General features: G+C 60.6%; 23 protein-coding genes and 2 pseudogenes. 21 read left to right on the top strand and 4 right to left on the bottom strand.

The genetic code is table 11. The features are described from left to right. The first annotated feature begins 134 nt into the window (after positions 1–134). The 5 genes from EIH26_RS06105 (at position 135) to EIH26_RS06085 (ending at position 6,516) form a co-directional block, all read left to right on the top strand. On the top strand, positions 135–1,895 hold the full coding sequence (locus EIH26_RS06105) for an ABC transporter ATP-binding protein (protein ID WP_124061347.1): 1,761 nt from the start codon (positions 135–137) through the stop codon (positions 1,893–1,895). Next, positions 1,889–3,607, top strand: a complete 1,719-nt coding sequence (locus tag EIH26_RS06100) for an ABC transporter ATP-binding protein (protein ID WP_124061346.1) — start codon at positions 1,889–1,891, stop codon at positions 3,605–3,607. Before EIH26_RS06105 ends, EIH26_RS06100 begins: the two co-directional genes overlap by 7 nt. Then, positions 3,604–5,157 (top strand): ABC transporter ATP-binding protein, encoded by a 1,554-nt coding sequence (locus EIH26_RS06095; RefSeq protein WP_124061345.1) that lies wholly within the window; start codon positions 3,604–3,606, stop codon positions 5,155–5,157. The genes EIH26_RS06100 and EIH26_RS06095 overlap by 4 nt, the downstream gene beginning before the upstream one ends. Then, on the top strand, positions 5,133–5,843 hold the full coding sequence (locus EIH26_RS06090) for an energy-coupling factor transporter transmembrane protein EcfT (RefSeq protein ID WP_124061344.1): 711 nt from the start codon (positions 5,133–5,135) through the stop codon (positions 5,841–5,843). The genes EIH26_RS06095 and EIH26_RS06090 overlap by 25 nt, the downstream gene beginning before the upstream one ends. A 70-nt stretch (positions 5,844–5,913) precedes the next feature. Further along, a complete protein-coding gene (locus EIH26_RS06085) occupies positions 5,914–6,516 on the top strand; it encodes an MptD family putative ECF transporter S component (RefSeq protein WP_124061343.1) in 603 nt (200 codons plus the stop codon). 240 nt (positions 6,517–6,756) lie between these two features. On the opposite strand, the gene EIH26_RS06080 is transcribed toward EIH26_RS06085, so the two are convergent. Beyond that, the gene (locus EIH26_RS06080; RefSeq protein ID WP_124061342.1) at positions 6,757–7,566 is read right to left on the bottom strand and encodes a trypsin-like peptidase domain-containing protein; all 810 of its coding nucleotides are present in this window, start codon (positions 7,564–7,566) and stop codon (positions 6,757–6,759) included. Positions 7,567–8,566: 1,000 nt separating this feature from the next. Continuing rightward, complete coding sequence (locus EIH26_RS06075) at positions 8,567–8,992, bottom strand: helix-turn-helix domain-containing protein (protein WP_124061341.1); 426 nt, start codon at positions 8,990–8,992, stop codon at positions 8,567–8,569. Between the two features lie 145 nt (positions 8,993–9,137). Here EIH26_RS06075 and EIH26_RS08685 point away from each other — a divergent pair. After that, positions 9,138–9,230, top strand: a pseudogene (locus EIH26_RS08685) (Arm DNA-binding domain-containing protein); the annotation flags it as partial. A gap of 153 nt (positions 9,231–9,383) precedes the next feature. Here EIH26_RS08685 and EIH26_RS08440 read toward each other — a convergent pair. Then, positions 9,384–10,781, bottom strand: a pseudogene (locus EIH26_RS08440) (ABC transporter transmembrane domain-containing protein); the annotation flags it as partial. Positions 10,782–10,987: 206 nt separating this feature from the next. Then, positions 10,988–11,557: a TetR/AcrR family transcriptional regulator gene (locus EIH26_RS06060; protein WP_124061340.1), complete on the bottom strand. Its 570-nt coding sequence runs from the start codon at positions 11,555–11,557 to the stop codon at positions 10,988–10,990. Between the two features lie 436 nt (positions 11,558–11,993). Here EIH26_RS06060 and EIH26_RS06055 point away from each other — a divergent pair, with 436 nt between their 5' ends. From EIH26_RS06055 to EIH26_RS05985, 15 genes are all read left to right on the top strand, one after another. Next, complete coding sequence (locus tag EIH26_RS06055; RefSeq protein WP_124061339.1) at positions 11,994–12,245, top strand: helix-turn-helix domain-containing protein; 252 nt, start codon at positions 11,994–11,996, stop codon at positions 12,243–12,245. A 94-nt stretch (positions 12,246–12,339) separates the two neighbouring features. Further along, on the top strand, positions 12,340–12,660 hold the full coding sequence (locus EIH26_RS06050) for a DNA-binding protein (RefSeq protein WP_124061338.1): 321 nt from the start codon (positions 12,340–12,342) through the stop codon (positions 12,658–12,660). 158 nt (positions 12,661–12,818) lie between these two features. Further along, on the top strand, positions 12,819–13,073 hold the full coding sequence (locus tag EIH26_RS06045) for a helix-turn-helix domain-containing protein (protein ID WP_206690262.1): 255 nt from the start codon (positions 12,819–12,821) through the stop codon (positions 13,071–13,073). Positions 13,074–13,081: 8 nt separating this feature from the next. Continuing rightward, a complete protein-coding gene (locus tag EIH26_RS06040) occupies positions 13,082–13,597 on the top strand; it encodes a hypothetical protein (RefSeq protein ID WP_124061337.1) in 516 nt (171 codons plus the stop codon). Between the two features lie 15 nt (positions 13,598–13,612). Further along, positions 13,613–14,404 (top strand): ATP-binding protein, encoded by a 792-nt coding sequence (locus EIH26_RS06035; protein WP_124061336.1) that lies wholly within the window; start codon positions 13,613–13,615, stop codon positions 14,402–14,404. 230 nt (positions 14,405–14,634) lie between these two features. Continuing rightward, a complete protein-coding gene (locus EIH26_RS06030; RefSeq protein ID WP_124061335.1) occupies positions 14,635–15,447 on the top strand; it encodes a hypothetical protein in 813 nt (270 codons plus the stop codon). Positions 15,448–15,485: 38 nt separating this feature from the next. Continuing rightward, on the top strand, positions 15,486–16,253 hold the full coding sequence (locus EIH26_RS06025) for a hypothetical protein (protein WP_124061334.1): 768 nt from the start codon (positions 15,486–15,488) through the stop codon (positions 16,251–16,253). A 6-nt stretch (positions 16,254–16,259) separates the two neighbouring features. After that, a complete protein-coding gene (locus EIH26_RS06020; protein WP_124061333.1) occupies positions 16,260–18,110 on the top strand; it encodes a VirD4-like conjugal transfer protein, CD1115 family in 1,851 nt (616 codons plus the stop codon). A gap of 188 nt (positions 18,111–18,298) precedes the next feature. Next, on the top strand, positions 18,299–18,514 hold the full coding sequence (locus EIH26_RS06015; protein WP_035097494.1) for a hypothetical protein: 216 nt from the start codon (positions 18,299–18,301) through the stop codon (positions 18,512–18,514). Positions 18,515–18,524: 10 nt separating this feature from the next. Continuing rightward, on the top strand, positions 18,525–18,947 hold the full coding sequence (locus tag EIH26_RS06010; protein ID WP_124061332.1) for a PrgI family protein: 423 nt from the start codon (positions 18,525–18,527) through the stop codon (positions 18,945–18,947). Positions 18,948–18,981: 34 nt separating this feature from the next. Continuing rightward, positions 18,982–21,474, top strand: coding sequence for a VirB4-like conjugal transfer ATPase, CD1110 family (locus EIH26_RS06005; protein WP_206424683.1), 2,493 nt, complete (start codon positions 18,982–18,984; stop codon positions 21,472–21,474). Positions 21,475–21,506: 32 nt separating this feature from the next. Continuing rightward, entirely contained in the window at positions 21,507–22,991 is a 1,485-nt protein-coding gene (locus EIH26_RS08510) for a phage tail tip lysozyme (protein ID WP_241152784.1), read from the top strand. Positions 22,992–23,004: 13 nt separating this feature from the next. After that, entirely contained in the window at positions 23,005–23,730 is a 726-nt protein-coding gene (locus tag EIH26_RS05995; RefSeq protein ID WP_124061330.1) for a hypothetical protein, read from the top strand. Next, a complete protein-coding gene (locus EIH26_RS05990) occupies positions 23,727–24,722 on the top strand; it encodes a conjugal transfer protein TrbL (RefSeq protein WP_124061329.1) in 996 nt (331 codons plus the stop codon). Before EIH26_RS05995 ends, EIH26_RS05990 begins: the two co-directional genes overlap by 4 nt. 152 nt (positions 24,723–24,874) lie before the next feature. Beyond that, the gene (locus EIH26_RS05985; protein WP_124061328.1) at positions 24,875–25,360 is read left to right on the top strand and encodes a DNA gyrase; all 486 of its coding nucleotides are present in this window, start codon (positions 24,875–24,877) and stop codon (positions 25,358–25,360) included. Positions 25,361–25,363: the final 3 nt, after the last annotated feature.

Genomic DNA, 25,363 nt, shown 5'->3' with positions numbered 1-25,363 from the left:
CATCCTATTCGGGTGCTCTGACATTCAATATTGAATTCTGATTCTATAATGATATAGTTAGCCATGTCGATCTTGGATAGGTCTTAATCTACTCTCAATATCGAATCTATATTTAATATTGAAGGAGAAATTCTATGAAAGACAAAAAGGAGTTGGTCAGGGAGATGACGGCGAAAAGTCGGCTCTCTAATGCCATGCTTCTGACCAGGGCGGTCCTTGGGCTCGTTCCCACAGTTCTCGTGATCTTCCTTGTCCACCTGTTTTTGGAAGGGGCCCTCTCGCCCGCTGCGATTGCCTATGCCGCAGCGGGAATGACAGCATGTGTGGCGGGGAAGGCGGTGTGCATGTACGCAGCAACATGGAAGTCTCATCAGGCGGCGTACTCGTGCCTGACGGACATCCGCCTGCGCATCGTGCGCCATCTTAAGAGGCTCCCCCTGGGTTTCTTTCAGGTAAGAAGGCCGGGAGATCTCGCGAACATCATGCGCAACGACGTGGAACAAGTTGAGGTTTACCTTGCCCACGGACTTCCCGAATCGGCCTCGGCCACCCTGTTTCCCGCTGCCGCGTTCGTCCTCATGCTCGCAGTGGACTGGCGGCTCGCCCTGTGCATGATGGCGGGCCTGCCCCTCATGTGGCTCGTGAAGAAGGCGGCGGCGCCCGCTTGGGCGAGGGGCTTCGAGATAGTGGCCCAGTACGCCTCCCGTATGCAGAACGGCCTTATGGAATACGTTGCCAACGTAGCGGTCGTCAAGGCATTCGGAAAGGAAGAGCGCAAGACGGAAGAGACAGTCGGGGCGGCGCGCGATTACGTGAGTTGGGCGACGAGCTCGATGAACGACGTCTCGGTCCCCATGGCGCTCATCGCCCTGTTCATGGAGTCCGGGACGGTGCTCGTGCTGATCGTGGGAACATGGCTCCTCTCCACAGGCGGCATATCCATCGAACGTCTCATCTTGTCCATGGTGCTCTCCGCGGCCTTCACTTCCTCGGCGGCCAAGACGGCGACTCTGCAGCACTACCGTTTCATGTTCGACCAGGCGATGACGGGCATCGAATCGGTGCTGGGCGTTGAGGCCGCAGACCCCATCAAGGACTCTGAGGAACCTCGCATGGGAGATATCGAGCTGAACGGGGTCTCGTTCTCCTACCCGCAGAGCGAGGAGGACGGCAGCGAGAGGAAGCAGGCTCTCGACTCGATAGACCTCGTGTTCCGCAGGGGAAGCACCAACGCGCTCGTAGGTTCCTCGGGATGCGGGAAGAGCACCCTCGCGAGCCTGATCATGGGATTCTGGCAACCTGGCAGCGGACGCGTCACGGTAGGTGGGCGGGACCTTTCCCAACTCTCCGAAAGGCAGGTGTCGAGCCTCTTCTCCATAGTCCAGCAGGACGTGTTCCTCTTCAACCAGAGCATCGAGGAGAACATCCTCATCGGCCGACCAGGAGCAACGCGTGAGGAGGTGGTCGAGGCGGCCAAAAGGGCGCGTATCCACGACTTCATCTCCAGACTCCCGCACGGCTACGCTACGGTCCCTGGCGAGGGCGGCGTTCAGCTCTCGGGCGGTGAGCGTCAGCGCATCTCGATTGCCCGGGTAATGCTGAAAGATGCCCCCATCATCATCCTCGACGAAGCGACGGCCGCGGTCGACGCCGAGAACGAGGCCCTCATACAGGAGGCGATAGACGACCTGTCTCGCGACAAGACTGTCGTGACCATAGCCCACCACCTGAACGCCATTCGTGGAGCGGAACAGATCGTCGTGATGAGGGAAGGCCGCATCGCTGGGGCTGGAACCCACGAAGAGCTCATGTCTACCTGTCCTCTCTATCAGGAGATGGTCGCCAAGCAAAAGCAGGTGGACAACTGGGATATCAGGGAGGTCGCATCATGGTAAGAGAGATCCTAGAACGGATGACCCCCACTGGCCGGTGCATGATGTCCATAAGCATCGCCGCTTTCACGATTTATGCACTAGCCAGCGTGGCGATGGCCTTTGTCGTCCTCGCATCCATCCATTCGATCCTGGCTGGACCGGTCGACCTCGCTCCCTACTGGGTGGCGCTCATCTGCCTTCTCCTCGTCAAAGGAGCAAGCAGCATCGTGGCAGACAAGCAGAAGCATTGCGCGGGTTTCGACCTTGTGCTTGAGATCAGGATCGCCGTCGTCAGGCGGCTGAAGTCGCTTTCCCTCGGTTTCTACACGGGAGAGCGACTAGGCGAGATCGGCGATATTGTTCACAAGGACATCGACAACATGGAGATGGTGGTGGGGCACCTATGGACGAGGATGGCAGCTGATTTCATCGTCGCGGCGATTCTGCTCGTGGCTGCGATCCTCGTCGATTGGCGCATGGCGCTGCTCACGGTATCGACCCTGCCCGCTGCGCTTGCACTCCTTGCAGCAGGGCTGAGGAAGGCCCAGGCCCTCGAAGGAAGATGCGGGGATGACGCGGCGGACATGACGAGCCTGTTCGTCGAGTACGTGAAGGGCATCCCGCTTCTGAAGGCCTTTGCCGAAAGCGAGACTCTCGACCGCAGGCTCGAGGCGACGGTGGCGAGCTTCGGCGAGAGCAGCAAGGCGGCGTCGCGGAACAGGGCGCTGGTCCTGTCCGCCTACAGCCTTGTAGCGGACCTTGCCTTCGTAGTCATGGCGGCGGGCGGCGCCCTGCTCGTGCAGAACGGTTCCCTGTCCCTGTTCGTCTACATCGGCTTCATCATCGCGAGCGTGGAGTTCTACAAGCCCTTCTTTGCAATGGAGTCGCATTGGATGAACTACCTCAAGGTGAGGGACAGCTTCCGTAGGATAGAGAAGATCATCCGAGCGTCCTCTGTCCCCGAGCCCGATGAGCCGCGTGTGCCTTCGTCGCACTCGATCAGGTTCGATCAGGTGCGCTTCTCCTATGGAAGGGACTCTTTCGAGTTGCCCGAGGCAACGTTCACGGTCCCCGAACATACCATGACAGCACTCGTAGGCGAGTCCGGGTCGGGCAAGAGCACACTGACCAACCTCCTGCTGAGATTCTGGGACGTAGATGCAGGAAGCGTGAGCGTCGGCGGCGTGGACGTGAGGGACATCCCCTACGACGACCTTCTGGCCTCTATCAGCATCGTCATGCAGGACGTGCGCCTTTTCGCTGACACCATTGAGGGGAATATCCGCATCGGCAGGGCTGATGCGACGCACGAGGAAGTGGTGGAGGCGGCCAAGAAGGCGTGCATCCACGAGTTCGTGATGTCGCTCCCACAGGGCTACGAGACGCCCATCGGGGAGAACGGCGTGGGTCTCTCAGGCGGGCAGAAGCAGAGGTTGTCCGTCGCTCGGGCGTTCCTAAAGGACGCCCCCATCCTCGTACTCGACGAGATGACGAGCAGCGTGGATCCGGTTAACGAGGTGCTCATACAGAAAGCCGTTTCTGCGCTCGCGCAGAACAGAACAGTGCTCGTGGTGGCGCACCATCTGAGCACCATCCGCTCTGCAGACCAGATAATCGTGATGCGACAGGGGGAAATCGTGCAGAGGGGTACCCACGAACAGCTCCTCGAGAAGAGGTCTGGCTATTATCGGGCTCTCTGGGAGCAGGGAATCAAGGCAGAGGGCCGGGCATGAGCGCCCCTGCGCATGTAGCCCTCGGCAAGGCGACGTTCCGGTACTCGGGAAAGAGCAGCAATGCTATCCACAGCGTCGACTTGAATATCCATGAAGGCGAGTTCGTGCTCCTGACAGGAAGAAGCGGCTGCGGGAAAACCACGGTCGCACGGCTCATAAATGGTCTTATCCCTCATTTCTACGAGGGCGAGCTGGAAGGAACGGCGAGAGTCGGCGGAACGGAAACGCGCGAGATGGGAATCGGAGACATCGGAAGGATGGTCGGCTCGGTTTTCCAGGACCCTCGCAGCCAGTTCTTCATGACCGACACGACGAGCGAGGTGGCATTCGGCTGCGTGAACGCGGGACTGCCACGCAACGATGTCGCGCAGCGGGTCGAAAGCGCATTCCGGCGCATGAGCATCCAGCGCCTGCGGGATAGGAGCGTGTTCGAGCTCTCGAGCGGAGAGATGCAGCTGGTGGCCATAGCCTCCTGCTATGCGATGGGGCCTTCCGTGTACGTCTTCGACGAGCCGTCCGCAAACCTCGATATGGGGGCCATGGAGACCCTCAGGAAGACACTATCCGAGCTGAAACGCGAGGGAAAGACTGTCATCGTTCTGGAGCACCGACTCTTCTATCTGTCTGACCTCATCGACCGGATGGTCGTCATCGAAGACGGTGCTGTATCCCACGTATACGACGCAGCCAGTGCGTTGTCCCTCGACGACGCCACGCTCGCCCATATGGGTCTAAGGAGCTTGCAGCTGAAGTCGGCGTTAAACGCCATGCCCAACCACGAGCCGACCTTGTCAAAGCGTGAGAATGCGGTCTTCGAGATAAATAATCTTACGGTCTCATACGGCTCGCAGCATTCGACGAGGAGCGCCGGGTCGACACCGGGCGAACCCCGCACCATCGGCCCGCTGAGTTTCTCCGCCCGATTCGGCGAGGTAATCGGAATCATAGGGGAAAACGGTGCGGGGAAGACAACTCTGTCGCGCCTGTGCTGCGGACTTGAGAAAGAGGATAGGGGCACCGTGTCCGTAGACGGCAGGCCCCTTTCGCCAAAGGAGCGGTTGGGGCGCATCCGACTAGTCATGCAGGATCCCGACTATCAGCTTTTCTCCGATAGCGTGCTGGGAGAGCTCTCGTTGGGCGGGCGGAGAGACGCCGATGCCTGTGAGCGAGCACTCAGAAAGCTGGGGCTATGGGATATGAGGGAAGCTCATCCCGCAACGCTTTCGCGAGGGCAGAAGCAGCGCCTCACAATAGCATGTGCCCTCGTCGATGAGACTGCCACCTATTTCTTCGACGAGCCGACGAGCGGCTTGGACAGGGAGAACATGGAGAGAGTCTCTTCCGCGATCCGATCGCTCGCACAATCGGGAAGCGTCGTATTCGCCGTCTCGCACGATCCTGAGTTCCTCCTCTCTGCCTGTGATCGCATTCTCCATCTGAGCGGTGGGCTCATCGTTGACGACTTCGCCCTTGGTGGCCCGACGAGGGAGAGACTCCTGAGGTCGCTTTGGAAAGGAGACGCGCAATGGAACGCTCATACAGGCGCATAGACCCGCGAACGGCCCTGCTCTCAATCTGCCTTCTGGGCACTGCTGCAGTGCTTTCCAACCGACCGGAAGCAGCCCATGCGGCATGTGCCATCAGTGCGGCATGCGCGCTCGTCTCCGGGGCATGGCGGCCGTGCATCGCCCTATCTGCCGCCTATGGCCTCATAGCCGCCGTGATGGCTCTTGCCGAGGGAGCCGGAAGCACAACGCTTATGACCGCTGTGGTCATGCTGAGCTACATGGCCCAGAAGTTCGTAGTTCTGGCTCTCCTGGGCGTCTCCCTTTCTAAACTGGCCTCGATGCAGGATCTTCTCGCTGCGCTGCAGTCTATGGGAACTCCGCAGGCGGTTCTCATTCCATGCATGGTCATTCTGCGGTTCTTCCCAACTATACGCAGGGACGCCTCGCATCTCATGGAAAGCCTAAAGACGCGGCGCGTGCTCGCAGGAGGAGGGTTCGCATTCCGACACCCAGCTCTCACATGCGAGCTTCTGATAGTTCCGCTCCTTATGAGGAGCGTGAGGATATCCGATGAGCTGGCGGCATCCGCGCTTGCCCGCAGCTTAGACGGCGAGACCCAAGCGACGGTGCTGCAGCCCCTGTCTTTCGGAGGAAGGGACGCCGTGGCGGCCGCCTTGACCCTCCTGGCAACCGGAGCACTTGCGTGGCTTCAATTCGGACCGCGATAGAGGGGCTCAGGACGAGACTTGCCTCGTCAAACTTGTACGTCTTAAACCAGAACGGAAGAAAGGACTCATTATGAAAAAAGACGGAACCTCGACCATAGGGGCTCGAGATCTCGTATCCATTGGTGTCTTCGGAGCGCTGTCCCTCCTAATCTTCCTCGTAGTGGGAGGCGTCGCTGGTCTTACCGTCGTGGGGACAGTCGCCAACATACCCATCGTCTGCTTCTTCACATCGATAGCCTATCTGCTCCTTGCCGCAAAAGTCAGGAAGACTGGGACCTTCCTCATCATGGGGACCATAAACGTGCTGCCCGGCCTGATGGCGGCAAACGTATTCGGTGTCATCGGCAGTATCGCGGGCTGGGCCCTTGCGGAGGTGGTTGCCACGCGGATCGGGTACTCGAACAGGAAAGGTCTCGTTGCGGCTTACGTCGTCGGTTGCACGCTGCAGTCGGCGCTCTACACCCTTCCCATATACCTTTCAGCTGCTCAGTATCTTTCCGAGCGCCAAGAAATACTGCGACTCACCGATGAGACCATGGCGCAGTTCGTCGCGATGTTCTCGGGTCCCATGTACGCAGGGATGGTCGTCCTTACGGTGGCGACGAGCCTGGTGGGGGCCCTCGTCTCGCTGAGGGTCATGAGGAAGCATTTTGAGAAGGCGGGGATTGTCTAAGGGGCGTCTCGCAACAAGAAAGTCGAGAGATGGGACAGGATGGCCCCATGGCTACTGATGGCCCAAAGAGCATCGGGGGCTCTCATCGCCATACGATAAATTGAGATCGCGCGTGTTTCGCTGGCCTAATTTCTTTCTGGCCGCCCTACCCTCTTTCTTTCACGGGCAATACAATCATGGTGGAGTCTGCTCAGGCTAATCGAAGGCGTTGGCGCGCCACGGCCTTATATGCGGGCGGCGTTAGTCTATGCCGTCGATAATTTCCTGAAAGGCGTTCAATTCGTGGGCTCGGATGTAGTAGCCAAGGTTGGTCATTATATTGGTCTGGGGCTCAACCATCATTTTCGTCGGAACATCTCGTATCTGCAGCTTTCCAGCTGCCGTATATTCAGGACCTGCATAGAGTATGCCTAGGAAGATCAATCTCGAAATGCCAATATTCATATTGCCGTGTTTGTCTTGAAAGCTTCCTTCATTGAGGATATAGACGGGCGAACCCGAAGACCCCGGGAAGCACGCCATGTCAACAAGCCCAATTCCAGGGCTGTTGAAGTCATAGGCTGGATGTGATGCAGTGTAGCCGTGCCGGAAAATCGGAAGGTTGTTAACCTCGTCCCACAATCCGACGGGGTAACCGACCATGGTCAATTCCTCGACCGCGCGAACGTCTCTCAACTTTTCTTCCGTTGCAATAATGCTCATGTCGTTCCCGATATAGAAGACATCTTTACCCGTAATTTGCTTGACAGCATTGAAGACGGGAGCTGCGAAGCAAAATGCCAAGTCGTGTGTGGGATGGAAAATCCATTGTGCCTTGTACGTAACTCGGTAACTCTCTTCGGTTGAGCCGCCCTCTTCAACCAGATGAACGAAGAATGTCATTTCCTCGTCTGGGTTGTTGTTAATGACGTGCTTGTTAGTGATGATGGTTGGGAAGGTCTTTCCGTTTGCTTGGAAGTTGAAGTACGATCCAGTGCCACAGCTACCGTTACTAGCTGTAAGTCGAACCGTATTGAATAACAGCTGCTCTGATAAACATTCAGGCTTCATACACGCACCCTTTCCATCGTCGATGATTATGCATTATCTCATGTAATGAAGGCGCAATAAGGATGAAGAAGCAGGAGAGCATGCCGGAAAAGCCGTTTGCCGCAAAGACAGGTAACCGCCTCATCAATGCATGCATAGCTTATCGACTGCATCGTAGTAAGCCCGTCCATAGTGGCGTCCGTTCGATGCTGATTCGGGAGAAGAGACCGATTTTAAGCCACCCGCTATTACTCCCGCTGGGATTTCGGGGAATAATCAAGTCCGCAAAGCGTGTTTTTCCAGCAAAGGTGCAATTATTCCTTTCCGTCCGAATCAACGGTTGATTCGGGAATGATTCGAACGAGGCAGCACGAGACGGACGAGGTGGCACGAGGTGGAATCAACTAATGCCAAATGGACAACTGCAACAGTTGAGTGGGAATAGATAAGCCTCTGAGCTGGGAGTTTATCATCTGTCCCATCTAGTGGCATCTGGTCTCATCTAGTAGCAGGTAAGGTGCAAGCCGCCGGCCAGTTTTGGTGAGTAAAATTTCCACGAAGCCCCTGAAATCATCGATTTCAGGGGCTTTCATTTTGCGTATTGACCTGCTCGTTTACTCCCCAGGTAACTCAATTTCGTGCACAGGATGCGACTGGTTTGCACGAGGTGCTAAAAGGCGCCAATAGATGGACGATGCCGACGGGCGTTTTTATAGCGCTTCGCGTCCAAGGCGCCCCGATTCCCAAAACTGGAACTCAGTTTGAACTCAGTGCCCTTTTTCGGTTCTGATTTTCGCAAAGGCGCAGGTCGTAGATGGGGAGTAAATTTTTGGGAAAAACGCCGCGGGGAGTTTCAAAACCCGTCCCAAAACCCGAATCATGGCTCTGAATTTACTCACCGCTCCCGTTCCAGAAACCCTTATGGATGGATTTCGGGACCGAATTCTCCACTGGGGAGTAAATGAGGAAACAAGAAACGAGGTCCCGCAGGACCTCGTGATTGGCTTGAGAGCGCTGTCGCCTAGCCCTTGAAGGACGCCTTCCAAGCCTCGTACTCCGCCTCTGAGACCTTGCCGGAGTCAAAGTCGGCTCGCATCCGCGCCCATGCTTTCAACGCCTGAGAAAGCTTCTGAGAGCCCTCCGCCTTTAGGTCTGCTGCTATGCCGATGCCATCTCCCGTCTCGACGGGCCTGAAACCGATTTCGCTTTCCAGCCTGAAAATCATCTCAAGTGCGCCGCGCGCGCCAACGAGGCCGGTGTCCGCAAGGGACTCCGGAGCGATGTCCAGCGCCTTGGCAATGGCCTCGAGCTGGGATTCGCTCGGCGTGCGCAGACCGAGCTCGTAGTTGCGGATGGCCGACTCGGTGACGCCGACCTCCTCCGCGAGGCCCCTCTGGGTGTAGCCTCCCGCCTTCCTATAGCGCCTAATGCGCTCGCCAACACCCATCCCGCCTCCGTCCCGTGCCTGCCGTTCATCATCCCGAATTCTACAGCAGCACGGTTCCGTGCGCAATTATTGACAGCACGATATCGTGCTGATATATTTCAAGGATGAAACAGCACAGTATCGTGCTCTATGGGAGGAGGACGGCATGTCGGTGAGGCGGGAGGGCAACGGGACGTGGACCTCGCAGTTCTGGTTCCGCGACTACGACGGGAACAGGCGCCACAAGACGAAGCGCGGCTTTGCCACCGAGGAGGCTGCCCTCGAGTGGGAGGAGAAGGGCAGGCTCGAGGCCGAGGGGTCGGTCAGCTCCACCTTCGCCGTGTTCTTCGAGGTGTACAAGAAGGACATGAAGCCCCGCCTGCGCGAGAGCACGTGGATCGGCAAGGAGTACATGGTCCGCGCTCGGCCGGCCGATGAGGATGTTCTCCTCGATGCTCTGGTTGAAGAGGAACACGTCCTGCTGGACTATGGAGAAGAGGCCCGACACCTGCCTTTCGGAGAGGCGGGACAGGTCTCGTCCACCCACAGTGATGTGTCCGCTGTCAGGATGCCAGAATCCCATGATCAGACTCGCGAGCGTGCTCTTCCCGCACCCCGAGGAGCCCACGAGCGCGTTGGTGCTTCCCTTGCGGAACACGAGGTCGATCGAATCGAGGGTACGCTTCCTCTCGCTGCCGTCCTCCTCGCTCTGCGGGTAGGAGAACGAGACCCCGTTCAGCTCGATATCTCCCATGCGAGGTTCCTCAGAGTCCTTGATGGGGTCTGCGGCCTCAACGCCCAGCACCGATTCGATGCCCNGCTTCCTCTCGCTGCCGTCCTCCTCGCTCTGCGGGTAGGAGAACGAGACCCCGTTCAGCTCGATATCTCCCATGCGAGGTTCCTCAGAGTCCTTGATGGGGTCTGCGGCCTCAACGCCCAGCACCGATTCGATGCCCGTCATCGCCTGGTCGAACATGAAACGGTAGTGCTGCAGAGTCGCCGTCTTGGCCGCCGAGGAAGTGAAGGCCGCGGAGAGCACCATGGACAAGATGAGACGTTCGATGGATATGCCGCCTGTGGAGAGGAGCCATGTTCCCACGATCAGCACGAGCACCGTCCCGGACTCCATGAACAGGGCGATGAGCGCCATGGGGACCGAGACGTCGTTCATCGAGCTCGTCGCCCAACTCACGTAATCGCGCGCCGCCCCGACTGTCTCTTCCGTCTTGCGCTCTTCCTTTCCGAATGCCTTGACGACCGCTACGTTGGCAACGTATTCCATAAGGCCGTTCTGCATACGGGAGGCGTACTGGGCCACTATCTCGAAGCCCCTCGCCCAAGCGGACGCGGCCGCGTTCTTCACGAGCCAGATGAGGGGCGGGGACGCGATCATGCACAGGGCGAGCCGCCAGTCCACTGCGAGCATGAGGACGAACGCGGCAGCGGGAAACAGGGTGGCCGAGGCCGATTCGGGAAGTCCGTGGGCAAGGTAAACCTCAACTTGTTCCACGTCGTTGCGCATGATGTTCGCGAGATCTCCCGGCCTTCTTACCTGAAAGAAACCCAGGGGGAGCCTCTTAAGATGGCGCACGATGCGCAGGCGGATGTCCGTCAGGCACGAGTACGCCGCCTGATGAGACTTCCATGTTGCTGCGTACATGCACACCGCCTTCCCCGCCACACATGCTGTCATTCCCGCTGCGGCATAGGCAATCGCAGCGGGCGAGAGGGCCCCTTCCAAAAACAGGTGGACAAGGAAGATCACGAGAACTGTGGGAACGAGCCCAAGGACCGCCCTGGTCAGAAGCATGGCATTAGAGAGCCGACTTTTCGCCGTCATCTCCCTGACCAACTCCTTTTTGTCTTTCATAGAATTTCTCCTTCAATATTAAATATAGATTCGATATTGAGAGTAGATTAAGACCTATCCAAGATCGACATGGCTAACTATATCATTATAGAATCAGAATTCAATATTGAATATCAGGGCATCCGAAAGGGTGGCAGAAAGTTCTGTCACAGGGAGTTCACCCCTTCGTAATAGCACTGGGCGATGAGCGCGAGCATCTCGCGAGCTTCATTCTCGCTGCTATAGTGGCGTGCTACTTCCATCAGGCTCTCCACGAAGTTGCTTGCGAGCACATGGGCAAGTAGGTCTGGATAGTGCAGAGTCGAACGCTCGTTCATCATGTATCGGATATGACGCTCGATGCTCTCGACGAAATCGTCCTTCGCATGCTCGTAGGCGGTACCCTGGCTCTTGTCAATCAGGATAACCAGCAACTTGTGGTGAGCCAACATGTCGAGCAGCGGTCCCTCGGCGGCAATCTGGTACCTCTCAGAGGGCGTGTCCGCAATGATAGATTCTTCCTCGCGCGCGATACGGTCGAAGTCGAGGGGAACGGACGAAACGACTCCCTCGAAGAGCTTCTCCTTGTTTTCGAAATATGAGTACAGCAGGCTTGCCGACACGTCCGCAATCCTCGCGATGTCCTGCACCTTCGCACTGCGAAAGTCCTTCTCGTAGAACACCTGGACGGCAGCGGCAAGTATGCGCTCGCGCACCTCTTCTTTGAGGACCTGCATGATTTCCTCCTCAAATCCTCTCAATGTTGAATATCGATTCAGTATTGCTCATTCTAGGCGACGCCGAACGAATGTCAAAGAGTGGGGAGACGGTACCGGCGGACTAAGCATGGCTCATTTTCGACCATTTAGCTTGAAGTATTACGTTTGATTGGCCTGTGCGCCACGACACACAAGACCACGTCGTTGTGGATTTCAGCCCCTAGGGTGTCTTAGCAAAGCCAAGGCGCTCCTGCCAGCCCCTCTGTCCCGCTTCCTGCTGTATGAATGCATCGTTGGCTGTTGGGACAACAGAGGTATGGCCGAGACGGTAAACCCCCATATCGGCGTGCCTGCTGAGACTGAAAGCTCCCATAGGGCCTATTCCGTTTTCCGTAGACCTGCGCCCCCGATGCATGTCGCAAAGAAGGGAAACCGCGATAGCCGAGGAGGCGACATGGCGATGACAAGGGCAGAATACGACAGACCGCATATACCTCAGAAGGACTTCTACACAGTGCAGGACGTGGTGACGCTGCTCATGACAAGCGAGGGCAAGGTGCGAGAGCTCTCCCGCAGGAAGGCGGACCCGCTCCCTTTCAGATGCTTCGAGAACTCCAGGCGCGGCATGTTCATCAGCAGGTCCGAGCTCGCGGCCTGGGTGAAGAGAAACACGATACTCGTTGTGTTCAGGTTCGAGGACGTCTAGGACATGGCGCCGGCTTCCATCGCAAAATCCCCAGCCTGCCGCATCTTCACTCCAAGCGGTCCGCCGTCCTCCCGAGAACCGGGAGCGCTTCGTCATGACTGAGAGAAAGCGGCCGGGAATCAAGGTCCCGAACATCAAGGTCGAAGGCGAGGACGAGGGCAACGCCCTGTTCGTGATGAGGCTCGTGCAGCAGCCCGTCCTGCCACAGGACGTCTATTCCGTGGCAGAGGTTGCGAGGCTGCTGGGGGTTAAGCCGATCAAGATCTACCACTACGCGAAAGACGCGGTGAACCCCCTTCCCCTGAGGAAGTGGCGCAACGGCTCCCGAGGGTCTTTCGTTATCCGGGAGGAGCTCATCGACTGGCTGCGCGAAGTGACGGACCTTCCCAAAACCAGCTACCCGGACCCGGAATAAGAAAACCTGAACTTACAGGCACCCCAGGGGCACCCGAACGGGTGCCCCTGGGTTTTCGCGGGGACCCAATTCGATTGAATGGCGTCGTGCGCACGGCGAATCGACCAGCCCGCCGCCACGGCCGTGCAGCGGGCATCAACAGAAAGCAAGGTGTGCGAATGCGCGACAACAAGGAAATCGAGGAAGTAATGGCCCAGGCCGTCGAGGGGCGAGGGCGCGGCGGGATCGAGTGCATGCCGCCGCTCTTCACCATCACCGAGGTGGCGAAGTACCTTCAGGTCAGCAACACGACGGTCTACCGCCTCATCAAGGACGGCGCGCTCTGCGGAGTGCGCATCGGGCAGTCCCTGCGCTTCACGAGCAAGAACGTCGAGGACCTGCTGGAGCTCTGCGTCGTAGACGCGAACGACTAGGCCCGGAGATGGTAAGACCCGGCAGGCCCGCGTTCGACCTCTCGGGCCGCTCGTTCGTCACGGTCTGGGACTTCATGGGCCAGGAGCTGGGGCTGAAGGGCGTCGACCTCGTGGTCTACGCCCGCATCTTCGGCTTCCACCAGGCGGACCGCGACTACTACGAGAGCAAGCACAGCGCCGCCGCGTTCTTCGGGGTGAGCGACCGCGCGGTCTTCGACGCGGTCGCCCGGCTGAAGGCGAAGGGGCTCATCGAGGAGACGGATCCGTGCGCCGAGGCAGTGAGGATCGGCAGCAAGTGCTACCGGCCGGCGTACGGGCCGCTCGCTGAGGCGAGAGTCCTGCCCACAGGGTCTGAAGGAACTGCAGATGCAGCATCTTCACCCCATGGGGAATCTTCAGGGGCATGGCGGGGCGCATCTGAAGAAGCTGCAGACCCTGAGGCCGCCTGCTCTGAAGAACCTGCAGAGCCCCCTCTGAGGGACGTTCACCCAATATCAAAGACCGATAACAGATTCTTCGGATAGAAGAGGACCAGCCACATGAAAGCCGATTTCAAGCTCTACACGATGGAGGACGCCGAGAAGGAGGGCCTCGCGTTCGAGTCGCAGGAGGAGAAGCCCTGCCCGTTCTGCGGAAAGCCCCTGGAGCAGCTCGGGCGGCCCGGAACCGACGGCGTCGTCCGCTGGTTCGCCACCACCCAGTGTGACTGCGAGGGCCAGATGGCGGAAAACGAGCGCGTCGAGGCCGAGGAGAGGCGGGCGCGCGAGGAGGCGGCCCGCCGCGCCATGGCGGCGAAGTGCAGGCGCGCGGGCATCGGGCGCAGGTACCTCGAGGCCAAGGTGAGCCAGAGGCCGTGCGTCGACTACGTCAACGGGTTCGCCGACGCGGGCGGAAAGGGCCTCTACCTCGTCGGGGGCGTGGGCACGGGCAAGACCCACGAGGCGAGCGCGATCGCCAGATCGTTCATCTGGTCGGGCTACTCCGTGCTCATCGCGACCTCCCTCACGATGCTCGACTCGATCTACGGAAACCAGCACGGGCAGCCCACGCGCGGCACCGCCGACTTCTGCAACGCGGACCTGCTCATTATCGACGACCTGGGCAAGGAGAACGCCAACCAGTGGGCGGTCACGACGCTGTTCCAGGTGGTCAACAGCCGCTACGAGAACATGCTGCCCACCGTCTTCACGTCGCAGTACGGCCTCCCCGACCTCGAGCGCCGGATATCGCGCGGCGGCGAGACGGAGAGCGCCAGGGCGATCGTCTCGCGCATCGGCGAGATGTGCGAGACGGTCCTGCTGAGCCACCCCGACCGCCGCCGGCGGGGATAGAGAAGGCAATCCGAACTCAGAGGCACCCTATAGGCACCTGAAGCGGCCCTCCCCGCCCCCTGCCGGGAGGGTTCCTGCTTGACTTGGTCGCAAGGCGCGGCGAGGAGAGCTAAACACACATCGGATCGAACCGGACTCATCCGCGCCAACCCCCTCTGCGGACCCTGCGCGGCTTCTAACCGCGCAGGGCAACCCGGAGGAAAAGACGAGAAGCGGAAGAGGTCACGGTCATGGAAATCGACAAGTGCACATACGAGTCCCTCGTTGAGAAGTGCCAGGACAACGGCTGGATCATGAAGGGCGGTTACCCCTGGCAGGACGACCCGTTCCTGGAGGAATATCCGTACGAGTTCAGCGAGTGCTCCGACCTCGAGGAGCTCCGCAGCACATTCACTCACGGCAACTGGGCGATCCGCCAAGGGTTCCTCTACGACGACCTGGCGTTCGTGCAGCAAGTGGACGGTGGCGACGAATGGTGGACCCTCAAGCGCGTGGCCCGCAACGGCGACGCGGCCGACTGGATCGACTTCGAGAGCTGGTCGTTCGAGCCTTCCGCAAACTACCGCCTTGGAACGCAAGGCGACACCTTCACCAATTCGATCCGGGCAATGCAGATGGCAAGTCCGGACCAGTGCAAGCGCCTCACGTACTCGCTGCCCAAGGGCAGCCCCCGCTGGGATTTCAGCAAGGTGACCGAAATCGACTTCGACCATATTCCGCGCACGTGCCGCAGCTTCAGCACGCAGATGGGCGATTACACGCTCAAGGTCTACGAGCGACCTAGTTCCGACGGCTTCGTCGCAGAGCTGTTCGACCGCGATTCCAAAAGGATCATCGTGAGCTCGGACGGCGCGTCCAGCGCACTGGACGCGGCAAAGTCGCTCCAGGAGACTGCGAGGCTCTGCATCGACAACGACGTGCACGATCCCGGAAGGCTCCGTGACCTGCAATCACTCGAATCGCGTGCGCTGCAAGCGCGCCTGGCATCGAAGGCGATTCCGGCGCCAGAGCGCGAAAAGCACCAAGGCGCGCAGGCGATATAGATCCAGACACCCTAACGGTCGAGAAGAAAGGACAGCCAATGGCAAGCGACTTCGGAGACGAGAGCGGCGAGAAGCTGTTCGACTGGCTCCTGCGCATTGGGCAGGATGCCGGCGAGAAGGCGATGCTCCAGAGCGCCGACAAACTCGCGAACGCGTTCCGCACGGCCCGCGAGGGCATCGGCGGAGGAATAAAAGCGGCCGATACGGACTCCAAGGAATGGGCGAAGCTCGATATGAAGGACTTCGCCGAGCTGTCCCAGTACGACTCCCTCAAGGAGATAATCGGCAAAGAGCTGGAGCCGCGCGGCGCGGAGCACGTTTTTGCGCGAGAGGCCGACAAAGACTTCCTGGTCTTCAAGACGAAGGACGTCCACGAGATCTCCGATGTTTTCCACAAGCTCGAGGAGCAGGTCATCACGGAGAAAGAGCGCGCCGGGGAGGTCGGAATACCGGAGCGGGATAAAGCCCGGGAAGAACATGTAGAGCCCGAAGGCAACCGTCGGAAATCACAGACCAAGGGCCCCGACCTTAGCGCCCCCGCCACGAGCAAGCAGCGCGAGTACATAGGGTCGCTCCAGGCACGCAACGTCATCCTCGAAGAAGAACTTGAACGCGTGGCGGGAGCGGCGCTTACCATAGGCGCCGCAAACGACATCCTCAACAAGTACGGACGCTTCCTGAAGCTGGACCGCGACAGCGAACCCCTCGAACAGCGCGTCGCCGCGGCGCGCGAAGCATCGAAGGCGCTGCAAGCCGACCGCACGATCGACCATGAGATCTACCTCTCCCAGAACCGAAGCAAGTAGGCGCGCATGAAGGCAGCACTGGCAACCGCATGCGCGGCAACCCCCGTATCGTTCCTGGCGGGCGACATCTACGCATCCAACCTGCTCTCGATGCCCGGGAACCCCATCGAGAACCTCACGTCGGCGGCGGCAACCATGCCTGCATACGTGATGTCGGGCGGCCTGCCCACGGTTCAGCCAATGGCTATGGCCGTGGGGCTCCTCCTGGTCTGCGCGGTATGGCTCGCGTATGCCCGATACCTGGTCAACTCTGGGGAGCGCCGTGCCGGGGAGGAGCATGGAAGCGCCCGTTGGGCGACGAAGAAGGAGTCTCGCATGTTCGAGGATGCTTCGGACCCCGACAACAACATCATCCTCACACAGAACTGCAAGATAGCGCTCGTGCCCAAGGAGTTCTCGCAGAAGACGAACCGCAACAAGAACGTCGAAATCATCGGCGGCAGCGGATCGGGCAAGACCCGATACCACGTGAAGCCCGAGCTCATGCAGCTCAACGCCAGCTACTTCGTCACGGACCCGAAGGGCACGCTCATCGACGACATGGGCCACATGTTCGCCGCCGCCGGGTACGAGATCAGGCAGTTCAGCACCATCGACTTCGGCCAGTCCAACAAATACAACCCCATCAAGTACGTGCGCACCCAGGCTGACATACTCACGTTCGTCGAGTGCCTCATCAAGAACACCACGGGCGACAAGGACCATTCCGGCGACCCGTTCTGGGAGAACGCGGAGCGTCTGCTCTACACCGCGCTCATCGCCTACCTCATCGACCACTGCCCGGCGCAGAACCGCAACATCCCAGGCCTGCTCACGCTGTTGGCGCTCGCCGAGGCGCGCGAGGAGGATGAGTCGTTCCGCAGTCCGCTGGACACGCTGTTCGACGAGCTCGAGACGGGAAGGCGCTACATGAACGTCTCGGCAGCCGAGCCCTTCGACAGCGAGCACCGCCGCTTCGACGACGGTAGCGGGTCCTTCCGCTGGATTACCACCGGCGATCCCATAGCGCCGGAGGACGACTTCGGCCTGTCCAACTACAAGGCGTTCAAGACCGCCGCCGGGAAGACCCTCAAGTCCATCATCATCAGCTGCAACGTGCGCCTGAAGCCGCTTTCGATTAAGGAGGTCAAGAATCTCCTCTCGCGCGACGAGATGGACATCGACCGCCTCGGCGACCCCGGCAAGCGCTACGCCGTGTTCGCGAGCATGTCCGACACCAACTCGACCTTCGACTTCCTGTTCGCGATCCTCATGTGGCAGACGCTCGACGTGCTGTGCGACACCGCGCTCAAGCGCTATGGCGGCCAGCTGCCCACGCACGTCACCTTCATATTCGACGAGTTCGCCAACGCCGGCCACATCCCCGACTTCGACAAGGCCATCGCCGTCGTGCGCAGCCGCAACATCTCGTGCGAGGTGATCCTGCAGTCGTCCGGCCAGCTAGCCGCCAACTACGACAAGGAGAAGGCTCAGGTCATCCGCGACAACTGCGACATCACGCTGTTCCTGGGCGGCAAGTCGACCGAGACCAACGAGGAGATTTCGAAGGCCATCGGCAAGCAGACGCTCTCGACCCTGACAGTCAACGACACGCGCGGGTCGCACTCGTCTTCCACCCGCAACTACAACACGGCCGAGCGCGACCTGATGCAGGCCAGCGAGGTGGGCAGGCTCCCGCGCGACGAGGCGATCGTGCTCATCGCGGGCGCGAACCCCGTGCGCGACAAGAAGTACAGGCTCGAAAGCCATCCCCGCTACAAGCTCGTCGACCCCGGCCATCCCGGGGCAGAGTATGGGCAGCGGTTCGATTTCGGCGATTACTGGACCGCGAGGAAGGGAATCGAAGATGCCGGCTAGAAGAGCCTAGAGGCGACCGCCCACGCAGATGCGCGAAGGGCCCGCGGAGCTTCCACCCTCCTCGGGCCCGGGCGGCCGCCCGATGCAAAGGAGCGCGAACGCTCCACGTGAGAATTCTAACACCCAGCGGGGTGGGGCACTTCCACTTCAAACCCCCCATCCCGCGATCGATGCAAAGGAGCGCAAACATGCTTCAACAGATCATCAGCCTCGTATCCGGCTGCGTGACGTTCCTGGGCGGCTTCCTCGTCGTCTGGGGCGCCGTCTCCCTCGGCCTCGCCATCCGCGAGCAGCAGGGCGGGTCGCAGATCGCGAGCGCCATCTCGACCATCGCAGGCGGCGCGATCATCATCGCCGCGGCCGTCTACTTCGGGATGCTCGACACGTCCTGGCTCCCGGCGTAGGCGGTGCGCCATGTCATTGCAGATACCAGTGCAGAAGGACATCGGCGAGTACCAGGAGAAGATCGTCGGGAAGATGAGCTTCCGGACCCTGGTGTGCGTCGCAGGCGGCTTCGCCTCCGCGATATCCGCCGCATGCATCGTCTACATCGGCTTCGGGGTGCCCGTCGCCAACGCGACGCTGCCCGTGATGGCCGCCGCCCTGCCGTTCTGGCTCGCGGGCTTCTGGCGGCCCTTCGACATGAAGCTCGAGGAGTTCCTACCCCTGCTCGCCGACCACCGGCTCAACGCCCAGCACATGCAGTACCGCCCCTGCGCCGCCGTCATCTGGCCGGCGCCGGCGGCGAAGAGGCCCAAGCAGACGCGCAGGCAGCGCAGGAGCTTCAAGAAGAAGGGAGGCGAGCTCTATGAGCCGAGCAAAGAACAAACGAAATAGCAAGGGCGGCGCACCAGCCAAGAGGGCGTCGACCATGGCGCTCCTGTTCGGCGCGTCACGCAAGAAGTCAGACGAGGGAAAGGCACGCGAGGAGCATCGCAAACGCGAATCGCGCAAGCGCTCCAAGGCGAAGGACATCGTCGACTACATCGGCTACGATGCCATGTTCAAAGACGGCATCGCCCAGGTGTGCCCGGGGCTCTTCAGCGAGACCCTGGAATTCTCGGACATCAGCTACCAGATCGCGCGAAAGGAGACCCAGGAGAACATCTTCACGGTACTCTCGAGCGTCTACAACTATTTCGGTGCGGACGCGTCCGTGCAGCTCACCATCGCCAACACGCCCATCCCGCGGCACCTCATCGGCAACAAGCGCTTCTTCGAGGAGACCGGCGGCAAGACCGACTCGCTGGTCGCGGAGTACAACCGCATCCTCAACGACAAGATGCGCGAGGGCGTGTCCAACCTGGAGCGCCACCGTTACCTCACCTACGTCGTTGAAGCGGACGACGTCGACGCCGCCGTGCCGAAGCTGGCGCACATAAGGGGCGACGTCACGGCCAGCCTGAACCGCATCCGCTGCGACGTCTCCCGCCTCGACGGCACCGATCGCCTGCGAGCGGTGGACTCCGTGATCCGACCGCACAAGCGCTTCGAGTTCGACTGGGACAAGCTGTCCCAGTTCCGCGGAATGCGCACCAAGGACCTCATCGCCCCGAACCTGCTGGACTTCGCGCCCGCCGGCCGCGCCGACGTCTTCGAATCGGACGGCGTGTACGGCAGCGTGCTCTCCATCAGGGATTTCGGCGCCGTGCTCGAGGACAGCTACGTCGCGTCGATCATCGACCTGCCCATACCGCTGGTCGTCACCATCCACCTGGCTCCCATGAACCAGTCTGACGCGCTCGCCATGGTGAAGCGCCAGCTCGACTGGATGGACAAGGAGATCATCGACGAGCAGATGACCGCCGTGAAGAAGGGGTACGACTACTCGATACTCCCGCCGGAGCTGCGGTACTCCAAGGAGGAGGCCGAGGAGCTGCTCGATTTCCTGCGCAACAAGAACGAGCGCCTGTTCCGCTACACCGGAACCGTCTACACGTACGCCTACGCGCTGGAGGAGCTCGACCGGCAGGTGAACCAGGTGGCGAGCGTGGCGCAGGGCAACTCGCTCGGCATAGTCGGGCTCGACTACCGCCAGAAGCAGGCCCTCAACTCGGTGCTCCCTCTGGGCATAAACCACCTCGACGTCGGGCGCTTCCTCACCACGGGCCAGGTCGCCATGCAGATGCCCTTCGCGAGCCAGGAGCTCAACCAGGCGGGCGGCGGCTACTACGGCCAGTCGAAGCAGTCCGGCAACCTGGTCATCTGCAACCGGAAGCTGCTGGCGAGCCCCATGGGGTTCGTCTGCGGCATGCCGGGGTCGGGCAAGTCGTTCTCCGTGAAGCGCGAGATCACCAACACGGTGCTCGCGTACCCCGACGACGAGGTCATCATCTTCGACCCGGCCGGCGAGTACGGGGCGCTCGTTGACGCCGTGGAGGGCGAGAACATCAGGTTCGCCCCCGACTCCGACAAGCACATGAACCTCTTCGACCTCTCCGACGTTGAGAGCCGCAACAGCGCGGTCCAGATGGCGTTTAAGATCGACGCCTTCCTGGCGCTGTCGTCGGCGATGATGGCCGAAGGCTCCGAGGGTCTGCCCGAGGCGGACAAGTCGATCGTCACGCGCTGCGTCGAGGCCGCGTACGCCCGCTCCGACGCCGGGGTGCCGATCCTCGAGGACTTCTACGCGATACTCTCAGAGCAGCCCGAACGCGAGGCGCGCGACATCGCGCTTCGCTACGAGCGATTCGTGAAGGGCGCGCTCTCGTTCTTCAACCGGCAGAGCAACGTGACGTTCGACAACCGCATCACGAACATCGACCTTCACGACCTTTCGAGCAACATGCGCGTATTCGGCATGCTCACCGCGCTCGAGGCGGTCCGCAACCGCATGTACTACAACTTCGAACGGGGCGTCACGACATGGCTCTACATAGACGAGGTCCAGAGCCTCTTCGGGCACCCCGCGATCATCGACTACTTCAGCAAATTCTGGGCGGAGGGCCGCAAATTCAACCTGATCTGCACGGGCATCACCCAGAACTCCACCTACATGCTCACGCACGAGGTCGCCCGCAACATGGTGCTGAACTCGGATTTCTGCCTGCTCCACAAGCAGTCGCCACTCGATAGGAAAAGCTGGGTCGACCTGCTCACGCTCTCGGGCACCGAGGCAGGCTACATCGACGATTCGATCAAAGCCGGCGAAGGCCTCCTCGTTGCCGGGGGCGTGCGGGTCCCCATAAGGGACAACTTCCCCAAAGGCAAGCTCTACGACCTGTTCAACACCAAGCCAACCGAAGTCGCGGAGCTGAAGCGGCTCGCCAAGTTCGAGGAGAACAATAAGGGCTCAGAAGGCGGCGCGCACCGCCGTAGCAGGCGGCGCAAGCGCGCGCAGCAAAGCGAGGGGGACCGCCAGTGAGCGCGGCGAGGCCGACATACGAAGGCGGCAGCATGGCAGACGTCGTCTCCGCCGAGCGCGCCAACGTCGTCAACGAGGGCGTGGTGAAGGACGCAGAGAGCCAGTCGAAGTCAACGCTGAGATCTTCGTCCACAGCGGTTACGGGCCGTGCAAGCGCGCTCGGCGACGGCAAGACGAGGCATTCCCTCGGGAACGACCCTGCTGGCTTGCGCGGCAGCGCCAAGGTGGCAAGGCGGGACGGGATCGCGCCTGCTCCCGGCTCTGTCGCTTACTCCAACGGCAAAGCTTCCAACGAAACCATTACTGACGAGAGCGGGGTAGGGCGCCCTTCCGCAAAGTCCGGCAAACCCTCCCCGACTACCGCCGGCATCTTCAAGATCGGCGCGGTGGATGCCGGTGCAGGCGCGGCGGAGGCTGCGGCCGCTCCGGCGGGCCGTGCAGCCAGCGCCGCCGGCAAGGCCGCTTCGACCGCGACCGTCGGAACGGCGACCGCAAGCGCGGCGGCGCCCGTCGCCGGCGTTATCGCGGGCGTTCTCGCCTTCGTGATCGGCGTCCTGCTGGTCTCGCAGATGGTAAGCGCCCTCTTCGGATTCTGGGAGAACGAAGCCATGAAGGACACGGGGCAGCTCACCGGAATCGAGGCCGAGATCGCAGCGGCGCTCAAGGGGTACGGATTCTCCAACGAGGCGACCGCCGCGATACTCGGAAACCTCAAGGCGGAAAGCGGGATGGATCCCGCCAGCGATTCCAACATGGACGGGCAATTCAACTACGCGTACGAGCGCGCATGCGGAATCTTCCAGTACACGTCGACGTCACCCGGAACCGGCGAGTACTGGGCGTTCAAACGGTGGTGCTCAGCCAACGGCAAGACGTGGTCGACGGTGGAGGCCCAGATGGAATGGACCTTCTCCGGGAACTGCGAGGGCACGTGGTCGTCGCGCTGGGGCACGGCCCTGGCGAGGAGCGGCTACTACTCCAACTGCCCGGGCTACACCGACGGGGCGTATTACGTGGCCGGCGGGTTCAAAGAGGCCGACGACGTGGTCAAGGCCACCTACTCGTGGATGGCGTGCTACGAACGGCCCGCCAACGGGCAGTACGCGCATCTGGACAGGCGCATCGAATACGCCAAGGAGTACCTCGACAAGCTGACGTCGCCAGCTGCGTCCTATTCGGGCAGCAACAAGATCATCGCCGCCGCGTACAGCCAACTCGGCGTGCCCTACGTGTGGGGCGGCTCCATCCCCGGGGTCGGCCTCGACTGCTCGGGACTCACCCAGTACTGCTACGCGCAGGCGGGGGTGAGCATCGCGCACTACACGGAGACCCAGTACGAGCAGCTCACGGTCGTGCCCCTCTCGCAGGCGCAGCCGGGCGACATCCTCTACAAGCCGGGCCACGTCGCGATCTTCATCGGCGACGACCAGTACATACACGAACCGCAGACGGGCGACGTCTGCAAGATCTCGACGGGCATCGGCTACTTCAGCTGCGCCCTCAGGTACACGGGATAGAAAGGCACTATACATGGAAAAGAAGAACAAGATCATCGCGGGGCTGGCGATCGGCGCGGTGGTCCTCGCCATCGCATCGGGCGCGGCACGCTGCTCAATGACGCAACCGAGCGAGAGCGCGCCCCAATCATCGGACGCGGCTGCGGAAGCCCAGCAGCAGGAAGCGCAAACCGCTGGCGACAGCCCCGCCGCAGACCCGGATCTCTCGCTGATAGAAAACACCGAATGGCAGTCTGGCGACGGCAAATCGACGCTCACCGTGATGCCCGGCGTGCTCATCGAGAAGAGCGAGACTGGGGAGTCCCTCCTCTACTACGAAGCCTCCGACATCATCGAAACGGACTCGGGCATCACGGCGAACCTTTCGGTCTCCAAGGAGAAGGGTGGCAAGGAAACCCAGGCGGCACTCGCCGTCACCAAGGGCAACGGCCAGATGACCCTCGCATGCGACGCGCTGGCGACGGACTATTCGATGAAAACGGGCGAGTCGTCCATAGCCCTAGCCGGGGTGGACGAGAACCTAACAGGCCTTTACGGCAGGGAATCGGGCGACTTCGCAGCGGCGATATCGAAATGGGCTTCTGCCAAATCGCCTTATGCGACGAAGGCGACCTGGACCAAAGAGGTCTGGATCGACTACGGCAGCGGCAGCAAGGTGACGACGTTCGTTCTCGACGATGGCGCCCGCTCCGTCGTCAGCGTGACCCTTTCCGCAAACGGTGAGCTGGTGGGCTCATGATCGCCGCAATTCGTGACAGGCGGTTTGCTGTTGCGGGCATAGCGACGTTCGCCCTCCTGGCGGTCATGCTCGTGCCCGCTCAGCCGGCATACGCCGACATAGCGGGAGACATCAACAAATGGCTGTGCGGCATCTTACGGGACGTCTGCAACTGGATTTTCGGTGCCCAGGTGAACGTGCTTAAGTCCATCGGCTACGAGGGAATCCTCGGCGCCGACTTCCAGAACATGCTCACGACGTCGGGGACAGTGTCGATGTACGACATATCTCACACGGTGTGGCAGGTCGCCATCCTCCCCATCGGCTGCGGGGTGCTCTCGCTCGTCTTCATGATCAAGCTAATCCAGATTTCGCAGCGCATGGACGGAAACCAGAGCCTGCCAGGAGTCAAGGAGGTCGTGTTCCTCCTGGTCTTCTTCGCGGTGTTCCTTTTCCTCATCCAGAACAGCTTCGAGCTCATGCAGGCGATATACGAGGTCGTAGGCCTCGCCATCCAACGAACCGTGAGCGCATTCGGGACAGGCGGGCAGCTCGACCTGGCAACCGTCTCCATAGTCACCACCGACGACGACATCCCCGCACTGGTCGCCATGCTCGTCGTGAGCCTCATCAGCTGGCTCGTGGTCCTCATCGCGTACATCGTATCGCTGGTCGTCTGCTGGGCAAGGGCGCTCCAGCTATACATCATGGCAGCTTTCAGCCCCATACCCCTATCGCTGATGGCGCTCGACGAGACACGCCAGATCGGGATCGGGTACCTGAAGAACTTCACAGCAGTCTGCATCGCGGGTCTGATCATCCTGATCCTGCTCGTCTCGTTCCCAATCATCTTGGGCGGGCTAACCGGCGCGAGCCCAGGGATCGGCACGCCCATAGACGGGATTGCGAGCGGGCTCACATACGCGCTGCAGTACCTGGCCATGTGCATCCTGCTCATCCTGTCGCTCGTGAAGAGCGGCACATGGGCGCGCGACATCGTCAGCGGATTCTAGAAGCAGCTACACCGAGAGGAGGTGGTTCCGATGCGCTGATAGCCGGCCTAGGCGGCGGGGCCCGCATATAAATGCCGCCAACCATCCATACGGCGGGGTGGGGCGCTTCCACAAACACTCCCCGACCCCATAGATGCAAAGGAGTAATCCTCATGCCAACAGAAAAGAAGAACACCTACATCACGCTCCACAAGAACTTCGTCCGCACCGACATCGAGTACACGGATGCCAGGACTGGCGAGCAGAAGACCTTCAATTCCGTGACCCTCCCCAAGGGCACCGTCATCGACGGCGTCGGCGTCAGCTACTACCAGTTCAGCCCGTTGTTCGCGAATCCCTCGAAGTACCGCGGCGAAAACTACGTTGACGTGCCCTTGCTTACCGAACGGGAGGTGTGGCTGCAGAAATCGATCCTCGACGCCGAAGGCAACCCCGTCGTGGACGAGGCCACAGACCGCACCGCAAAGGACACCGTCAAGGTGATGCCAACCCAGATCAAGGAGGCGCTCGACCTTGCGCGCAAGGAATACCTAGGCAATCGAGAGCAACAGCCTCTCGACTCGCGTGCCCAGCATGCTCGTGGAGCCTCCGCCGCAATGGTGGACCACGACATCCCTTTTGACGCGCAGTCCCGATAAGGA

The organism is Gordonibacter sp. Marseille-P4307, assembly GCF_900604965.1.
Taxonomy (GTDB): Bacteria; Actinomycetota; Coriobacteriia; order Coriobacteriales; family Eggerthellaceae; genus Berryella.
The sequence above is the reverse complement of the archived record's forward strand: the minus strand, read 5'-3'. Positions and strand labels throughout refer to the sequence as shown.

Excerpts from the sequence above, each read along its gene's own strand:
- EIH26_RS06035 (WP_124061336.1), top strand. The coding sequence starts at position 13,613 with ATGAAAGCCGATTTCAAGCTCTACACGATGGAGGACGCCGAGAAGGAG.
- EIH26_RS06095 (WP_124061345.1), top strand. The coding sequence starts at position 3,604 with ATGAGCGCCCCTGCGCATGTAGCCCTCGGCAAGGCGACGTTCCGGTAC.
- EIH26_RS06005 (WP_206424683.1), top strand. The coding sequence starts at position 18,982 with ATGGCGCTCCTGTTCGGCGCGTCACGCAAGAAGTCAGACGAGGGAAAG.
- EIH26_RS06105 (WP_124061347.1), top strand. The coding sequence starts at position 135 with ATGAAAGACAAAAAGGAGTTGGTCAGGGAGATGACGGCGAAAAGTCGG.
- EIH26_RS05985 (WP_124061328.1), top strand. The coding sequence starts at position 24,875 with ATGCCAACAGAAAAGAAGAACACCTACATCACGCTCCACAAGAACTTC.
- EIH26_RS06055 (WP_124061339.1), top strand. The coding sequence starts at position 11,994 with ATGGCGATGACAAGGGCAGAATACGACAGACCGCATATACCTCAGAAG.
- EIH26_RS05995 (WP_124061330.1), top strand. The coding sequence starts at position 23,005 with ATGGAAAAGAAGAACAAGATCATCGCGGGGCTGGCGATCGGCGCGGTG.
- EIH26_RS06060 (WP_124061340.1), bottom strand. The coding sequence starts at position 11,557 with ATGCAGGTCCTCAAAGAAGAGGTGCGCGAGCGCATACTTGCCGCTGCC.
- EIH26_RS06025 (WP_124061334.1), top strand. The coding sequence starts at position 15,486 with ATGGCAAGCGACTTCGGAGACGAGAGCGGCGAGAAGCTGTTCGACTGG.
- EIH26_RS06030 (WP_124061335.1), top strand. The coding sequence starts at position 14,635 with ATGGAAATCGACAAGTGCACATACGAGTCCCTCGTTGAGAAGTGCCAG.
- EIH26_RS05990 (WP_124061329.1), top strand. The coding sequence starts at position 23,727 with ATGATCGCCGCAATTCGTGACAGGCGGTTTGCTGTTGCGGGCATAGCG.
- EIH26_RS06080 (WP_124061342.1), bottom strand. The coding sequence starts at position 7,566 with ATGAAGCCTGAATGTTTATCAGAGCAGCTGTTATTCAATACGGTTCGA.
- EIH26_RS06085 (WP_124061343.1), top strand. The coding sequence starts at position 5,914 with ATGAAAAAAGACGGAACCTCGACCATAGGGGCTCGAGATCTCGTATCC.
- EIH26_RS06075 (WP_124061341.1), bottom strand. The coding sequence starts at position 8,992 with ATGGGTGTTGGCGAGCGCATTAGGCGCTATAGGAAGGCGGGAGGCTAC.
- EIH26_RS06015 (WP_035097494.1), top strand. The coding sequence starts at position 18,299 with ATGCTTCAACAGATCATCAGCCTCGTATCCGGCTGCGTGACGTTCCTG.
- EIH26_RS06050 (WP_124061338.1), top strand. The coding sequence starts at position 12,340 with ATGACTGAGAGAAAGCGGCCGGGAATCAAGGTCCCGAACATCAAGGTC.
- EIH26_RS06040 (WP_124061337.1), top strand. The coding sequence starts at position 13,082 with ATGGTAAGACCCGGCAGGCCCGCGTTCGACCTCTCGGGCCGCTCGTTC.
- EIH26_RS06045 (WP_206690262.1), top strand. The coding sequence starts at position 12,819 with ATGCGCGACAACAAGGAAATCGAGGAAGTAATGGCCCAGGCCGTCGAG.
- EIH26_RS06100 (WP_124061346.1), top strand. The coding sequence starts at position 1,889 with ATGGTAAGAGAGATCCTAGAACGGATGACCCCCACTGGCCGGTGCATG.
- EIH26_RS06090 (WP_124061344.1), top strand. The coding sequence starts at position 5,133 with ATGGAACGCTCATACAGGCGCATAGACCCGCGAACGGCCCTGCTCTCA.
- EIH26_RS08510 (WP_241152784.1), top strand. The coding sequence starts at position 21,507 with ATGGCAGACGTCGTCTCCGCCGAGCGCGCCAACGTCGTCAACGAGGGC.
- EIH26_RS06010 (WP_124061332.1), top strand. The coding sequence starts at position 18,525 with ATGTCATTGCAGATACCAGTGCAGAAGGACATCGGCGAGTACCAGGAG.
- EIH26_RS06020 (WP_124061333.1), top strand. The coding sequence starts at position 16,260 with ATGAAGGCAGCACTGGCAACCGCATGCGCGGCAACCCCCGTATCGTTC.